This is a genomic window from Kitasatospora sp. NPDC003701 (assembly GCF_053587085.1).
On the sequence record NZ_JBSFNM010000086.1, the window covers coordinates 1 to 15,401 of the forward strand.

Genomic DNA, 15,401 nt, shown 5'->3' on the forward strand with positions numbered 1-15,401 from the left:
GGAACGGACACTTCCTTCGGACCGCCTTCCAGCGGGCCCTCCGGGCGCTTCGTTCTTTCGTGTTCTCAGCTTACCAGATGTTTTCCGCTCCGTTTACCGGCGCTTTTCGCATCTGAAATCTGCTGTTAACCGTCGACTTGCGGCGACTCGACCAACCATAGCGGGTCGCCAGCCGGAGCGCGAATCGAGGCACGCCGAGCATCACCCGCTCGGAGGCATGATTTGTTGCTCTCGCGAGCATATACAGCAATGGTCCCGATTCGCCAAGATGCCTGTAGAGTGCGGCGCATCGGCCAAGAGGACTAGACCACTAGCGGTCGGTGAGATGGCCGGCCGGTGAGGGCGGGCAGGGCGTGAGTGTTCGCCCGGGTATGTCAGCAGATGTCCGAAGTTGACATGATTTAGGCTTCAGTCGATGTCCTGCCGCTGCTCGCGGCCGCTCGCTGTACTGCGCACTTGGGAGGCTCAACCATGACCACTGTGACGTCGCCGCTGACCGGCCGTGTCGTCGGGCTCGCCGGCGTGCCCGACCCGGTCTTCTCCGGCGCGATGGTCGGTCCCGGCACCGCGATCGACCCGGTTCGCCGGCCGACCGAGGCCGTCGCCCCGGTGGACGGTGTCGTCGTCTCCATGCACCCGCACGCGTTCGTCGTCGTGGACGCGGACGGGCACGGCGTACTGACGCACCTCGGCATCGACACCGTGCAGCTCAACGGCGAGGGCTTCGAGCTCCTCGTCAACAAGGGCGACACGGTGACCCGCGGCCAGGCCGTCATCAAGTGGGACCCGGCCGCCGTCGAGGCCGCGGGCAAGTCGCCGATCTCGCCGATCGTCGCGCTGGAGGCCGCCCCCGACTCGCTCGGCGACCTTCGCGAGGACGGGGACGTCGCCGTGGGCGACGCCCTCTTCAGCTGGAGCTGACCTCTTTATTACTGCAGACCCGCCCCGCCGGACTCGGTGGGGCGGCCCGGCACACAGCGGTACCCGGCGGGGCCGCTTCTCTCAGCGGAGACAGGTGACATGGAGAAGACGCTGCGCGGCGTGGGTGTGAGCCACGGGGTCGCGATCGGCCAGGTGCGGCACATGGGGACGGCGGTGCTGGAGCCCTCGGCCACCCAGATCCCGACCGAGGACGCCCCGCGTGAGCAGGCCCGCGCCCAGGCTGCCGTCGAGGCGGTGGCCGCGGACCTGATCGCCCGCGGCAACCTGGCCGGCGGCGAGGCGCAGGCCGTGCTCGAGGCCCAGGCCCTGATGGCCCAGGACCCGGAGCTGATGGCCGACGTGGCCCGCCGGATCGCCGTCGGCAGCAGTGCCGAGCGCGGCGTCTACGACGCCTTCGCCGCCTACCGCGCGCTGCTCGCCTCCGCCGGGGAGTACCTGGCCGGCCGGGTCGCCGACCTGGACGACGTGCGCAACCGGATCGTGGCACGGCTGCTGGGCGTGCCGATGCCGGGTGTGCCGGACAGCGACGAGCCGTACGTGCTGTTCGCCCGTGACCTGGCGCCGGCCGACACCGCGCTGCTGGACCCGACGCTGGTGCTCGGCTTCGTGACCGAGGAGGGCGGGCCGACCAGCCACAGCGCCATCCTGGCCCGCGCCCTGGGCGTGCCGGCCGTCGTCGCGCTGCCGGGTGCGACCGACGTCGCCGAGGGCACCGTGGTCGCGGTGGACGGCAGCTCCGGCGACGTGCTGCTGGAGCCGTCCCAGGAGAAGCAGGACGAGCTGCGTCGGGTCGCCGCCGAGCGCAAGGCCGCGCTGGCCTCCTCGTCCGGCCCGGGGCAAACCTCGGACGGGCACCGGGTGCCGCTGCTCGCCAACGTCGGTGGTCCGGCGGACCTGCCGGCCGCCCTGGAGGCCGGAGCGGAGGGCGTGGGCCTGTTCCGCACCGAGTTCCTCTTCCTGGACGACTCGGCGAAGGCTCCGAGCGAGGAGAAGCAGGTCGAGGCGTACCGCAAGGTACTGGAGGCGTTCCCGGAGGGCCGGGTCGTCGTCCGGGCGCTGGACGCGGGCGCGGACAAGCCGCTGGACTTCCTGACCCCGGCCGACGAGCCGAACCCGGCGCTGGGTGTGCGCGGTCTGCGCACCCTGCTGGAGAACCCCGAGGTCATGCAGACCCAGCTGCGCGCGCTGGCGACGGCCGCCGAGGGTCTGCCGGTGCACCTCGAGGTGATGGCCCCGATGGTGGCCGACCGCAAGGACGCCAAGGACTTCGCGGACGCGTGTCGCCAGGCCGGGCTGAACGCCAAGTACGGCGCGATGGTGGAGATCCCGTCGGCCGCGCTGCGGGCGCGGTCGATCCTGCAGGAGGTGGAGTTCCTCTCGCTGGGGACCAACGACCTCGCGCAGTACGCCTTCGCCGCCGACCGCCAGGTGGGCGCGCTGGCCCGGCTGCAGGACCCGTGGCAGCCGGCGCTGCTGGACCTGATCGCGTTCTCGGCCGAGGCCGCCCAGGCCACCGGCAAGAGCTGCGGCGTCTGCGGCGAGGCCGCCTCCGACCCGCTGCTGGCCGTGGTCCTGACCGGTCTCGGTGTCACCAGCCTCTCCATGGGCGCGGCGTCGATCCCCTATGTCCGGGCCGCGCTGGCCAAGTACACGCTGGCGCAGTGCCGCCGGGCCGCCGAGGCGGCCCGGGCCACGGACAGTGCCGAGGACGCGCGGGCCGCGGCCCAGCAGGTGCTGTCCGGCGAGTAGCGCCCGGCCGGCAGCCGGGACTCGGCGCGCAGCCGGGAACAGAAGACCGCGAAGGGGCGACCCCACCGTCATGGGGGCGCCCCTTCGTCCTGTCCCGGCTCAGGCCAGGCGGTCGCGGCGGAGCTGCTCGAAGAAGCGCAGGTACTCGATGTTGTCGACGGAGCCGGGGTTCACGGCCTGCTCCAGCGGGGTGCCGGAGAGCAGGCGCTTCACCGGGACCTCGATCCGCTTGCCGGTGAGGGTGTGCGGGAGGCCGCGGACGGCGATGACCTCGTCGGGGACGTGGCGCGGGGAGAGTTCGGTGCGCAGCGAGGTGCGGATGCGGCCGATCAGGCCGTCGTCGAGGACCGCGCCGGGGGCGAGGACGACGAACAGCGGCATCCAGTAGCCGCCGTCGGGCTCCTCCAGGCCGATGACCAGGGACTCGGCGATCTCGGGAAGGCGCTCGACGACCTCGTAGATGTCCGAGGAGCCCATCCGGACGCCCTGCCGGTTGAGGGTCGAGTCGGAGCGGCCGTGGATGATCACGGTGCCGCGCGAGGTGACGGTGATCCAGTCCCCGTGGCGCCAGATGCCGGGGTACATCTCGAAGTAGCTGTCGTGGTAGCGGGTGCCGTCGGGGTCGTTCCAGAAGCCGGTGGGCATGGACGGGATCGGCTTGGTGACGACGAGTTCGCCGACCGCGTCGGTGAGCGGGCGGCCCTGGACGTCCCAGGACTCGACGGCGGCGCCGAGGCAGGGGGCCTGGATCTCGCCGAGGTACACCGGCAGGGTCGGGACGCCGCCGACGAAGCAGGAGCAGACGTCGGTGCCGCCGCTGACGGAGGCGAGCCAGACGTCCTCCTTGACCTCGTCGTAGATCCAGCGGAAGCCGTCGGGCGGGAGCGGGGAGCCGGTGGTGCCGATGCAGCGCACGGCGGAGAGGTCGAGGTCGCGGCCGGGGTGCAGCTCGGCCTTGCGGCTGGCGATGACGTACGCGGCGGAGGTGCCGAGGACGGTGGCGCCGGTGCGGGCGGCGACGGACCACAGGGCACCGGTGTCCGGGTGGCCGGGGCTGCCGTCGTAGGTGACGATCGTGGATCCGGTGAGCAGGCCGGCGAGGAGGAAGTTCCACATCATCCAGCCGGTGGAGGTGTACCAGAGGAAGCGGTCCCCGGGCCCGAGGTCGAGGTGGAGGCCGGCCTGCTTGAGGTGCTCCAGCAGGATGCCGCCCTGGCTCTGGACGATGGCCTTGGGCAGGCCGGTCGTCCCGGAGGAGTAGAGCACCCAGAGCGGGTGGTCGAAGGGGACGGCCTCGAAGACCGGCTCGACGTCGTCGGCGACCAGGTCGTCCCAGTGCAGGGCGCCGTCGGGGGCGGGTGCGCCGAGCAGGGGGACGTGGACGACGGTGCGCAGGGTGGGGAGCTCGCGGCGGAGCTCGGCGACGACCTCGGTGCGGTCGTGGTCCTTGCCGCCGTAGTGGTAGCCGTCGACGGCGAAGAGGACGGCGGGTTCGATCTGCTGGAGGCGGTCGAGGACGCTGCGGGCGCCGAAGTCGGGGGCGCAGCTGGTCCAGACGGCGCCGACGGCGGCGGTGGCGAGGAGGGCGACGGCGGCCTGCGGGATGTTGGGCAGGTAGGCGCTGACCCGGTCGCCGGGGCCGATGCCGCGGGCGCGCAGGGCGGCGGCGAGCGAGCCGACCTGGCGGCGGAGCTCGGACCAGCTGAGGGCGGTCGGCCGCTCGGTGGTCTCGTCGAGGTGGAGGATGGCCGGCTTGTCGGCGTTGGCCTCGTCCTCGGCGGCGCGCAGGGCGTGCTCGGCGTAGTTGAGGCGGGCGCCGGGGAACCAGCGGGCGCCGGGCATGGCCGCGTCGGCGAGGACGGCGTCGGGGGTCCGGGTGAAGCGGACGTCGAACCACTGGGTGACGGCCGTCCAGAAGCGGTCGAGGTCCTCGGTGGACCAGCCGTGCAGGTCGGCGTAGCGCCGGGCGGCCTGCTCGTCGCTGTCGGCGGGAGCGAGCGGTGCGGCCGGTGCGCCGTGGTGCTCGGCGGCCCAGGCCTGGAAGGCCACCAGGCTGGTGGCGGCGGCGCGAGCGGGGTTGGGGCGCCAGAGCGGCTGGTCCTGGGGTGGGGTGCTCACGGTGGTGGTCTCCCGGCCGGTGGATGGGACGGGGGTGCTCGTGGCAGGGCCCGTCCGGTTGGGGCTGTCGGTGCAGACCCTGCCATGTGATCGCGCGGTGCGCCAGGGTCTGCCCCCGGCCGTGCGGAGCTGGTCAGCCCTGTCCCGGGGGCCGGTCAGAGGTGGGCGTACTCGCCGTTGAACCAGGCCTGGGAGACCCGGGTGTGGAAGGGGAAGACGAGCTGCGTCCCCGGGTCGGCGAGCTGCCAGCCGTCGGTCTCCTCGGTGGGCTTCGAGGGCGGGAGCTCGGCGAGCGGGCGGGCCGGGAGCAGGCCGAAGAGGCAGAGGAAGCCGCCACGGGTGTCGGAGTCGGTGGCGACCAGGGCGACGTCCTCGGCCTCGGCCAGGATGCCCGTCTCCTCGCGGAGCTCGCGGACGCAGGCCTGCTGCCAGCTCTCGCCGTAGTCGACGTAGCCGCCGGGGAGCGCGAGTCGGCCGTAGCCGGGCTCGATCGTGCGGCGGATGACCACCAGGCTGGGCTCGGCGCTCTCCTGGGTGACCGGGAGGAGGGTGACGACGACCGGCAGCGGGTTGCGGTAGCTGATCTCGGCGCAGCCGGGGCAGGTGCGGGGCCAGGCCGTGGTACCGGGCGGGTAGGGCGTGCCGCACCAGTGGCAGTGGGAGTTCGGCCGGTTGCTCGTCCTGCTCACCTCTTGAGTCGTCATGGCCGGATGGTAGTGCGCGGGTGCGACCGGTGGCGCCGGTCAGCGGATCTCGTCCTCCCGGGTGGGCCGGAGCAGGGCGGGGTGCAGGAGGTGCGCGTCGCCGGCGTGGTAGTTGCGGGCCCGGGGGCCGCCGCGGGCGCCGCCGCGCTCGGTGGTGGTGCCGGTGCTCTCGACGAAGCCGGGGACGGAGAGCACCTTGCGGTGGAAGTTGCCGGGGTGGAGCTTCTCGTCCCAGACGGCCTCGTAGACGGCGCGCAGCTCGGGGATGGTGAAGTCGTGCTGGAGGAAGGCGGTGGCCAGCGGGCTGTACTCGATCTTGGCGCGGGCGCGGTCGAGGCCGTCGGCGACGATGCGGGCGTGGTCGAAGGCCAGCGTGGTGCCGGTCGCCCCGTCGGCTCCGGGGTGGTGGCCGGTGTGCCCGCCGACGCCACCCCCGTGGGTGTCGGCGGGCACACCGGCGGCTGGGGACCGGCCGGTGGACGGCCGGAGGTCGAGGTCGGTGACGGCGTGCCAGGCGGCGGTGGCCGCGTCCGAGCCGGCCCGCGGGTCGGGCAGGTCGGGGGCGAAGGCGAGGTAGGCGACGGAGACCACGTGCATCCGCGGGTCCCGGGCGGGTGCGCCGTAGGTGCCGAGCTGTTCGAGGTGGACGCGGCTGAGGGCGGCCTCGGCGTCGGCCGTTCCGAGCAGGCCGGTCTCCTCGGCGAGTTCGCGGGCGGCGGCCTCGTCGAGGCCCTCCTCGCCGGCCCGCAGGAAGCCGCCGGGCAGCGCCCAGTACCCCTGGTAGGGCGGCGCGGCGCGCTCGACCAGCAGGACGTGCAGGCTGCCCTGGCGCAGCGTCAGGGCGACGACGTCGACGGTGACGGCGACGGGGGTGTAGGCGCGCGGGTCGTAGGCGGCGAGCCAGGCGCTCTCGTGCGCGGGGGGCTGTTCCACGGCCACGGCGGGCTCCTCTCCGCTGGGTTCGTCGGGTCGGCCGGCCACTGTCGCCTCTGCCGGTTCGGTCCGGGTGGGTCGGTCCGGGTCGGGTGGGTCGAACGGGCTCGCCGTCGGGTCGTCGTTCTCGGGTTGAGCACAACGTAGCGATCCACCGGTCCGGCGGCAAATGATTTTCCCGCCGGTCGGGGGCGCCGCGTCTTCTACTCTGTGACCAGGAGCTTTGCCCCGAGGAGGCCGTCATGCCCGCCACCGCCCCGCCGGACTTCGCCGCCGCGCTGGCCGCCGGTCCGCTCGTCCTGGACGGCGGGCTGTCCAACCAGCTGGCGGCGGCCGGGCACGACCTGTCGGACGCGCTGTGGTCGGCCCGGCTGCTGGCGGACGCGCCGGAGGCGGTGGTCGCCGCGCACCGGGCGTACTTCGAGGCCGGGGCGGACGTCGCGATCACCGCGAGCTACCAGGCGAGCTTCGAGGGGTTCGCCCGGCGGGGGCTCGGCCGGGCGGAGGCGGAGCGGCTGCTGGCGCTCAGCGTGGAGCTGGCCCGGCGCGCCGCGGCGCAGATGGGGGCGGACCGGCCGCTGCGGGTGGCCGCGTCGGTGGGCCCGTACGGCGCCGCGCTGGCGGACGGGTCGGAGTACCGGGGCCGGTACGGGCTCACGCCGGCCGAGCTGGAGGCGTTCCACCGGCCGCGGCTGGAGGTGCTGGCGGCAGCCGGGCCGGACGTGCTGGCGCTGGAGACGGTGCCCGACGCGGACGAGGCGCGGGCGCTGCTGCGGGCGGTGCGCGGGCTGGGCGTGCCGGCCTGGCTGTCGTACAGCGTGGCCGGCGACCGGACCAGGGCCGGGCAGCCGCTGGCGGAGGCCTTCGCCCTGGCGGCGGACGCCGACGAGGTGGTCGCGGTGGGGGTGAACTGCTGCACGCCGCAGGACGCCGACCGGGCCGTGGCGACGGCGGCCCGGGTGACCGGCAAGCCGGTGGTGGTCTACCCGAACAGCGGCGAGGACTGGGACGCCGGGGCCCGTGCCTGGCGCGGCGGGTCGACGTTCGACCCGGTCGGGGCCGCTCCGGGCGGCGGCCGGGCGGGGGTGACCGGCTGGCTGGCCGACGGCGCCCGCCTGGTGGGCGGCTGCTGCCGGGTGGGCCCGCGGGAGATCTCGGCGCTGGCCGCCGAGGTGGCGCGCGTGCGGCGCTGACCTCGCCGAACGGACATTACCGAGGGGGAAGGTGCACGGACCGGGCACGGCCTGGCAGACTCGTCCCGTTACCACTGCGGTCGACAATGTCGACCGCCTGTCAGCGCGGAGGTACCGAATGCCCGGCCCGATCCAGTCGCTCTCCCGGGCCGCCGCGATCATGCGACTGCTGGCCGGCGGCGAGCGCCGCCTGGGCCTGTCGGAGGTCGCGACGGCGCTGGACCTCGCCAAGGGCACCGCGCACGGCATCCTGCGCACCCTCCAGCAGGAGGGGTTCGTCGAGCAGGACCCGGAGAGCGGCAAGTACCAGCTGGGCGCGGAGCTGCTGCGGCTGGGCCAGAGCTACCTGGACGTGCACGAGCTGCGCGCCCGGGCCCTGGTCTGGGCGGACGACCTGGCCAGGGCGTCCGGCGAGACCGTCTACCTGGGGGTGCTCCACCAGCAGGGCGTGCTGATCGTGCATCACGTCTTCCGGCCGGACGACACCCGGCAGGTGCTGGAGGTCGGCTCGATGCAGCCGCTGCACAGCACCGCCCTCGGCAAGGTGCTGCTGGCGTACGACCCGGTGGCGCGCGGCGAGCTCGGCGAGGGGCCGCTGGAGGCGTACACCGCGCGGACGCTGACCGACCTGGCGGACGTGGACGCCGAGGCGGCGCTGACCCGCGAGCGCGGCTGGACCGACTCGGTCGAGGAGACCTGGGAGGGGGTGGCCTCGATCGGCGCGCTGATCCAGGACCGGCGGCGCAATCCGGTCGGCGCGGTCTGCATCAGCGGCGCGGTGGAGCGGGTCTGCGAGGACGGCTTCGTGAAGCCCTCGCTGGTCGCCTCGGTGCGCAGCGCCGCCCGGGCGATCTCCCGGGATCTGGGCGCCGGGCGCTTCTGACCCCGGCGCCGGCGGCCCCGGCCGCGGAAATCTGTTGTTCACGCTGAGGCGCGGACAGGCGGGATGCCTGTCCGCGCCTTAGCGTTTTGTCCGTATTTGTAGATAGTCGATTGGTAACTTCGAGTGAAGGGTCACAGCTGCGTAACCCGGCCTTGACGTGAAGGCGGCCTGGGGAGGAAGCTTCCGCATGACGGTCGACATTGTCGAACGATGGCCGAGCAGATCACTCCCACAATGCGCTCACCCGCACAGCGATCGCTCGGCCGCCTGCCCCCACCCGCACCTCCGGGCCATATGGACAAGGGAGTCTTTGTGTCCGCGTTCTCCAACGGCGACATCTTCGTCGGCGAAACCCTCGGCACCGCCGCGCTGATACTTCTCGGCGGTGGCGTCTGCGCCGCCGTGACGCTCAAGAAGTCGAAGGCCCTCAACGCCGGCTGGCTGGCGATCACCTTCGGCTGGGGCTTCGCGGTGATGATCGCCGCCTACATGTCGGCCCCCAAGTCGGGCGCGCACCTGAACCCCGCCGTCACCCTCGCCCTCGCCGTCGACAGCGGCGACTGGAGCAAGGTCCCGGTCTACCTCGGCTCCCAGCTGCTCGGCGCGATGATCGGCGCCGTCCTCGTCTGGGTCACCTACCTCGGCCAGTTCCAGGCCAACAAGGAGGCGACCCTGGGCATCTTCTCGACCGGTCCCGAGATCCGGAACCCGGTCCAGAACCTGCTCACCGAGATCATCGGCACCATGGTGCTCTGCCTCGGCATCCTCACCCAGGGCCTGAACAAGGGCCTCGGCCTCTCCGGCATGGGCATCCTGATCGTCGCCTTCACCGTCGTGGGCATCGGCCTCTCGCTGGGTGGCCCGACCGGCTACGCGATCAACCCGGTCCGCGACCTGGGCCCGCGCATCGTGCACTCGCTGCTGCCGATCCCGAACAAGGGCGGCTCCGACTGGTCCTACGCCTGGATCCCGGTGGCCGGCCCGGTCATCGGCGGCCTGCTGGCCGGCGGCCTGTACCACGTCGCGTTCTGACGCTCCTCGGGTTTCCACCCCACCCGAGCACGGGGACTGACCAGAGAGTCAGGCCCACCCACCCCGAATCCCCCTTCCTGAGCCGAGGACCCTCATGACCTCCACTGGCACTGGCAACTACATCGCCGCGATCGACCAGGGCACCACCTCCAGCCGTTGCATCATCTTCGGCGAGGACGGCCGGATCGTCGCCGTCGACCAGCAGGAGCACCGGCAGATCTTCCCCCAGCCCGGCTACGTCGAGCACGACGCCGCCGAGATCTGGACCCGGGTGCAGTCGGTGGTCCGCGGCGCGCTGGAGAAGGCCGGTCTGACCAAGGACGACATCCGCGCGATCGGTATCACCAACCAGCGCGAGACCACCGTCCTGTGGGACAAGAACACCGGCGAGCCGGTGCACAACGCCCTGGTGTGGCAGGACACCCGCACCGAGGGGCTCTGCCGCGAGCTGGGCCGCAACGTCGGCCAGGACCGCTTCCGCCGCGAGACCGGCCTCCCGCTGGCCAGCTACTTCGCCGGCCCGAAGATCCGCTGGCTGCTGGACAACGTCGACGGCCTGCGCGAGCGCGCCGAGGCCGGCGACATCCTGTTCGGCACCATGGACACCTGGGTGATCTGGAACCTCACCGGTGGTGTCAATGGCGGCAAGCACGTCACCGACGTCACCAACGCCAGCCGCACCATGCTGATGAACCTGCACTCGCTGCAGTGGGACGACAAGATCGCCGAGTCGATGGGCGTGCCGATGGCCGTCCTGCCGGAGATCCGCTCCTCCGCCGAGGTCTACGGCGAGGCCGTCGGCGACCTGGCGGGCGTGCCGGTCGCCGCCGCCCTCGGCGACCAGCAGGCCGCGCTGTTCGGCCAGACCTGCTTCGACAAGGGCGAGGCCAAGTCGACCTACGGCACCGGCACCTTCCTGCTGCTGAACACCGGCGAGGAGGTCGTCAACTCGTACCACGGGCTGCTGACCACCGTCGGCTACCGGATCGGCGACCAGAAGGCGGTGTACGCGCTGGAGGGCTCGATCGCCGTCACCGGCTCGCTCGTCCAGTGGCTGCGCGACCAGCTCGGCATCATCTCCACCGCCGCCGAGATCGAGACCCTCGCCAACACCGTCGAGGACAACGGCGGCGCCTACTTCGTCCCGGCCTTCTCCGGCCTGTTCGCCCCGTACTGGCGCTCCGACGCCCGCGGTGTGATCGCCGGTCTGACCCGGTACGTCACCAAGGGCCACCTGGCCCGGGCCGTGCTGGAGGCCACCGCCTGGCAGACCCGCGAGGTCGTCGACGCCATGCAGAAGGACTCCGGCGTCGAGCTCACCGCCCTCAAGGTCGACGGCGGCATGACCAGCAACAACCTGCTCATGCAGAACATCGCCGACGTGCTGGACGCTCCGGTCGAGCGCCCGTACGTGGCCGAGACCACCGCGCTGGGCGCCGCCTACGCGGCCGGCCTGGCCGTCGGCTTCTGGAGCGACCTGGACACCCTGCGGGCCAACTGGCACCGCGCCGCCGAGTGGACGCCGCGCATGGACGAGGCCACCCGGGAGCGCGAGTACAAGAAGTGGCTCAAGGCCGTCGAGCGCACCATGGGCTGGGTGGAGGAGGACGAGCAGATCTGACCGCGCAGCCGGTCGGGGCCCCCGGGCCCCGGCCGGCCCGCTCCCGTTTCACCGGCCCGCCGCACCGGGCCGAACCGGCCTCTCAGCAGGGGCCGCACCGCACACCGAGAGGAGTAACGGCGCCGCCCGACCCGCGACGCCGTACACACACCATGGCAACCATCCCGACCCTGGGCGCCGAGCGCTTCGCCGGCCGCACCGCCTCCCGTGCCGAGACCCGCGAGCTGCTGGGCAAGGCCACCTACGACCTGCTGGTGATCGGGGGCGGCATCCTCGGCACGGCCGTTGCCTGGACCGCCTCCCAGGCGGGTCTGAAGGTCGCCATGGTCGATGCCGGCGACTTCGCCGGAGCCACCTCCAGCGCCTCCTCGAAGCTCGTCCACGGCGGCCTGCGCTACCTGCAGACCGGCGCGGTCAAGCTGGTCGCCGAGAACCACAAGGAGCGCCGCGCGCTCGCCACCGACGTCGCCCCGCACCTGGTCAACCCGCTGACCTTCTTCGTGCCGGTCTACAAGGGCGGCCCGCACAGCGCGCCCAAGCTCGGCGCCGGTGTCTTCCTGTACTCGGCGCTCTCCGCCTTCCGCGACGGCATGGGCCGGGTCTCCACCGCCGCGCACGCCGCCCAGCAGGTGCCCGCGCTGCGCACCGAGGGCCTGCGCTCGGTGGCCGTCTACGGCGACCACCAGATGAACGACTCGCGCGTCGCCGTGATGACGGTGCGCGCCGCCGTCGACGCCGGCGCCGTGGTGCTCAACCACGCCGAGGTCACCGGCCTGCGCTTCACCGGCGGCCGGGTCACCGGCGCCGACCTCAAGGACCGCCTGGACGGCACCGAGTTCGGCGTCAACGCCCGCCTGGTGCTCAACGCCACCGGCCCGTGGGTCGACCACCTGCGCACGATGGAGGACGCCGGCGCCGCGCCGTCGATCCGCCTCTCCAAGGGCGCGCACGTCGTGGTCAAGCGCCGTGCCCCGTGGCGCGCCGCGCTGACCATCCCGATCGACAAGTACCGCGTCTCCTTCGCCATCCCGTGGGAGGACCACGTCCTGCTCGGCACCACCGACGAGGAGTACACCGGCGACCCGCAGGACGTCCGGGCCACCGAGGCGGACATCGACCAGATCATGGGCGAGGCCGCGCACGCCATCCGCGACGAGCACCTCGACCGTGACCTGATCACCTACGCCTTCGCCGGCCTGCGGGTGCTGCCCGGCGGCCCCGGCGACACCGCCGCCGCCAAGCGCGAGACGGTCGTCACCGAGGGCAAGGGCGGCATGCTGTCGGTCGCCGGCGGCAAGTGGACCACCTACCGGCACATCGGCCGGACCGTGCTGGAGAAGCTGGCCCACGTCCCCGGCACCACCCTCGGCGAGGACATGTCGACCATCGCCCGGACCGTGCCGCTGCCCGGCGTCGGCGCGCCGAACGCCGTCGCGCACCGCCTGCTGATCGACCGTGAGCCCGGCTCGCGGATGGAGCCGCTGGTCGCCAAGCACCTGGCCAGCCACTACGGCACGCTCTCCTTCGAGATCGCCCGCATGATCGACGAGAACCCGGAGCTGGGCCGGCCGATCCACGAGGACGGTCCGGACGTCTGGGCGCAGGTCGCCTACGCCGCCGACAGCGAGTGGGCGTACACCACGGACGACGTGCTGCGCCGCCGCACCACGATGACCGTCCGCGGCCTGGACACCCCGGAGATCCGCTCCGACGTCGAGGCGTTCCTCGCGAAGCGCGCGGCCAAGTAGGGCCGGCACAGAGACTCGAAGGGCGGGCACCCCGGGCTGGGGGTGCCCGCCCTTCGGCATGCCGGTGTGGCGGTGTGACGGTGTGACGGTGTGACGGTGTGCGGGCATCGCAGGTGCGGCGTGCGGCGGTTGCGGCGGAGGCGGGCTGCCGGGCCGGCCGGCGGTGACCGGCCGCCGCCCTCGGGGCGGCCCGCCCGGGCGGAGGGCCCGCCCGGTCGGTGGTCCCGCCCGAGCGGGCCGGGCGCCACCGGCCGGGCAACGCCGAAGGGCGGCACCCGTGGGACACGGGTACCGCCCTTCCAGGCGCGAGGTCGCGGTCAGATGATCAGGCTGAGCGGCATGATCAGGGCGATGGCGACCACCGAGATCACGGTCTCCATCACCGACCAGGACTTGAGGGTCTGGCCGACGCTCATCCCGAAGTACTCCTTCACCAGCCAGAAGCCGGCGTCGTTGACGTGCGAGAAGAAGAGCGAACCGGCGCCGATGGCCAGCACCAGCAGGGCCGCGTGGGTGGACGACATGTCGGCGGCGAGCGGGGCGACGATGCCGGCGGCGGTGATGGTGGCGACCGTGGCGGACCCGGTGGCCAGCCGGATCAGGACGGCGATCAGCCAGCCGAGCAGCAGCGCCGAGATGTGCCACTTGCCGGACCACTCGCTGACGGCGTTGCCCACGCCGACGTCGATCAGGGTCTGCTTGAAGCCGCCGCCCGCGCCGACGATGAAGACGATGCCCGCGATCGGGCCGAGCGACTTCCCGACGGTGTCGGAGATCCGGTCCTTGGAGAAGCCGGCCGCCCGGCCGAGCGTCAGCATGCCGAGCAGGGTGGCGGCGAGCAGCGCGATCAGCGGCGAGCCGATGAAGTCGAACACCCGCTGCGGCATCGCCTTCGGGTCGTCGATGACGACGTCGGCCAGGGCCTTGCCGAGCATCAGGGCGACGGGCAGCAGGATGGTCGCGAGGACCGCGCCGAAGCTCGGCGTGTGCTCGCGCTTCTCCGTCTCCACGGGCGCGGTGGCCTGCGGGATCTCCAGCGGGCCGACCCAGCGCTCGGCGAGCCGGGCGAACAGCGGGCCGGCGATGACCAGCGTCGGCACCGCGATCAGCAGACCGAGCGCCAGGGTGATGCCGAGGTCCGCCTTCAGCGCGTCCACGGCCACCAGCGGGCCCGGGTGCGGCGGGACGAGGCCGTGCAGCACGGAGAGGCCGGCCAGCGCGGGGATGCCGACCCGCATCAGCGGGACGTTGCCGCGGCGGGCCACCAGCAGCACGATCGGGATCAGCAGGACGACCCCGACCTCGAAGAACAGCGGCAGGCCGAGGACGGCCGCGATCAGCGCCATCGCCCAGGGCAGCGCCTTGGGCCCGGAGCGGGAGAGCACGGTGTCGGCGATGATGTTCGCCCCGCCGGAGTCGGCGAGCAGCTTGCCGAGCATCGCGCCCAGACCGATCAGCAGGCCGACGCCCGCGACGGTCGCGCCGAAGCCCGTGGAGAAGCTGCCCAGCAGCTTGTCGAAGGGGGCGCCCGCGACGGCGGCCAGCAGGCCCGACCCGAGGGTGAGGGCGAGGAACGGGTGCAGCTTCAGCCGGGTGATCAGCACCACGATGGCGCCGATGCTGAGCAGCACCGCGAGCAACAGCTGGGCGTCGCTGTCGGTGTGCGGCAGGGCCGGTGGGGCGGCCGCCGCGAGCAGGGTGGGGGTCACGCGAGGTCTCCATTGACGGGCCGCAGCAGTGCCACGGCCATCTCGACGAGTTCTTCGGGGGTCGGTCCGACGTCCAGGACGGCGCCGCGCTCGTCCGCCCCGAGGGGTTCCAGGGCGGCGTACTGCGAGTCGAGCAGCGACGGCGGCATGAAGTGGCCGGTGCGGTGGGCGAGCCGGTCGCCGACCAGCTCGTGCCCTCCGCTGAGGTGCAGGAAGAAGGCGCCCGGGCAGGCCGCGCGCAGGGTGTCGCGGTAGTGGTGCTTCAGCGCCGAGCAGGTGACCACGCCACCGGTGCCGGCCTCGGCCCGCTCCCCCAGCCAGGCGCCGAGGGCGCGCAGCCAGGGCGCGCGGTCCGCGTCGTCCAGCGGGGTGCCGGCCGACATCTTGGCGATGTTGGCCGGCGGGTGGAAGTCGTCCGCCTCGGCGTAGGGGAGGCCGAGGCGGTCGGCCAACAGGCGCGCCACGGTGGTCTTGCCGACACCTGAGACGCCCATCACCACGACCGTCAGGGGGCCGGGGGTGGTGGGTGCGGGGGTGTCGTGGTTCTCGACGCTGAGAGCCATCGGTGCTGCTCCTTCGTTGCCTGGCCGCCACTATCGCTCCAAAGATATGACGTATTCAAGTGCCAGAAACCAAATCGTCATACTTTTGAGCTCGCCAGGGACACCGCTCGGGACAGCGCCCGGCGGCCGACGGGAGCGCGGAGCCTCCGCGCGGGCGACGCCGGCGGCGCCCCGGGCCCGCCGCCGGGCGCCCCGGAGGTCGGACT

Annotated in this window: 12 protein-coding genes; 7 read left to right on the forward strand and 5 right to left on the reverse strand. The window is 73.0% G+C overall.

Annotated features, from left to right (window positions below; translation table 11 throughout):
• Positions 1–471 precede the first annotated feature (471 nt).
• The gene (locus tag ACWDRR_RS40815; RefSeq protein ID WP_352295089.1) at positions 472–921 is read left to right on the forward strand and encodes a PTS sugar transporter subunit IIA; all 450 of its coding nucleotides are present in this window, start codon (positions 472–474) and stop codon (positions 919–921) included.
• A 99-nt stretch (positions 922–1,020) separates the two neighbouring features.
• Positions 1,021–2,691 (forward strand): phosphoenolpyruvate--protein phosphotransferase, encoded by a 1,671-nt coding sequence (gene ptsP, locus ACWDRR_RS40820; RefSeq protein WP_449777375.1) that lies wholly within the window; start codon positions 1,021–1,023, stop codon positions 2,689–2,691.
• Between the two features lie 99 nt (positions 2,692–2,790).
• Here the strand turns inward: ptsP and ACWDRR_RS40825 are convergent, their stop codons facing one another.
• The 3 genes from ACWDRR_RS40825 to ACWDRR_RS40835 form a co-directional block, all read right to left on the reverse strand.
• Positions 2,791–4,809 (reverse strand): acetoacetate--CoA ligase, encoded by a 2,019-nt coding sequence (locus ACWDRR_RS40825; protein ID WP_449777376.1) that lies wholly within the window; start codon positions 4,807–4,809, stop codon positions 2,791–2,793.
• A 155-nt stretch (positions 4,810–4,964) separates the two neighbouring features.
• The gene (locus ACWDRR_RS40830; RefSeq protein WP_449777377.1) at positions 4,965–5,513 is read right to left on the reverse strand and encodes an NUDIX domain-containing protein; all 549 of its coding nucleotides are present in this window, start codon (positions 5,511–5,513) and stop codon (positions 4,965–4,967) included.
• Positions 5,514–5,552: 39 nt separating this feature from the next.
• Positions 5,553–6,446, reverse strand: coding sequence for an NUDIX hydrolase (locus ACWDRR_RS40835; RefSeq protein ID WP_449777378.1), 894 nt, complete (start codon positions 6,444–6,446; stop codon positions 5,553–5,555).
• Between the two features lie 242 nt (positions 6,447–6,688).
• On the opposite strand from ACWDRR_RS40835, the gene mmuM reads away from it, so the two are divergent.
• The 5 genes from mmuM to ACWDRR_RS40860 all read left to right on the forward strand — a co-directional run bounded on the left by mmuM (position 6,689) and on the right by ACWDRR_RS40860 (position 12,923).
• The gene (gene mmuM / locus ACWDRR_RS40840) at positions 6,689–7,639 is read left to right on the forward strand and encodes a homocysteine S-methyltransferase (protein ID WP_449777379.1); all 951 of its coding nucleotides are present in this window, start codon (positions 6,689–6,691) and stop codon (positions 7,637–7,639) included.
• 118 nt (positions 7,640–7,757) lie between these two features.
• Positions 7,758–8,522 (forward strand): IclR family transcriptional regulator, encoded by a 765-nt coding sequence (locus tag ACWDRR_RS40845; RefSeq protein WP_449777380.1) that lies wholly within the window; start codon positions 7,758–7,760, stop codon positions 8,520–8,522.
• A gap of 294 nt (positions 8,523–8,816) precedes the next feature.
• On the forward strand, positions 8,817–9,554 hold the full coding sequence (locus tag ACWDRR_RS40850; protein ID WP_387894253.1) for an MIP/aquaporin family protein: 738 nt from the start codon (positions 8,817–8,819) through the stop codon (positions 9,552–9,554).
• A 94-nt stretch (positions 9,555–9,648) separates the two neighbouring features.
• Complete coding sequence (gene glpK / locus ACWDRR_RS40855) at positions 9,649–11,175, forward strand: glycerol kinase GlpK (protein ID WP_449777381.1); 1,527 nt, start codon at positions 9,649–9,651, stop codon at positions 11,173–11,175.
• 152 nt (positions 11,176–11,327) lie between these two features.
• Positions 11,328–12,923, forward strand: coding sequence for an FAD-dependent oxidoreductase (locus tag ACWDRR_RS40860; RefSeq protein WP_449777382.1), 1,596 nt, complete (start codon positions 11,328–11,330; stop codon positions 12,921–12,923).
• A gap of 317 nt (positions 12,924–13,240) precedes the next feature.
• Here the strand turns inward: ACWDRR_RS40860 and ACWDRR_RS40865 are convergent, their stop codons facing one another.
• Together ACWDRR_RS40865 and ACWDRR_RS40870 are read right to left on the reverse strand one after the other, a co-directional pair.
• Positions 13,241–14,632 carry a GntT/GntP/DsdX family permease gene (locus ACWDRR_RS40865; protein ID WP_449777383.1) on the reverse strand — a complete coding sequence of 464 codons (1,392 nt, stop codon included), beginning with the start codon at positions 14,630–14,632 and terminating at the stop codon, positions 13,241–13,243.
• Complete coding sequence (locus ACWDRR_RS40870) at positions 14,629–15,195, reverse strand: gluconokinase (RefSeq protein ID WP_449777384.1); 567 nt, start codon at positions 15,193–15,195, stop codon at positions 14,629–14,631. Before ACWDRR_RS40870 ends, ACWDRR_RS40865 begins: the two co-directional genes overlap by 4 nt.
• Positions 15,196–15,401 lie beyond the last annotated feature (206 nt).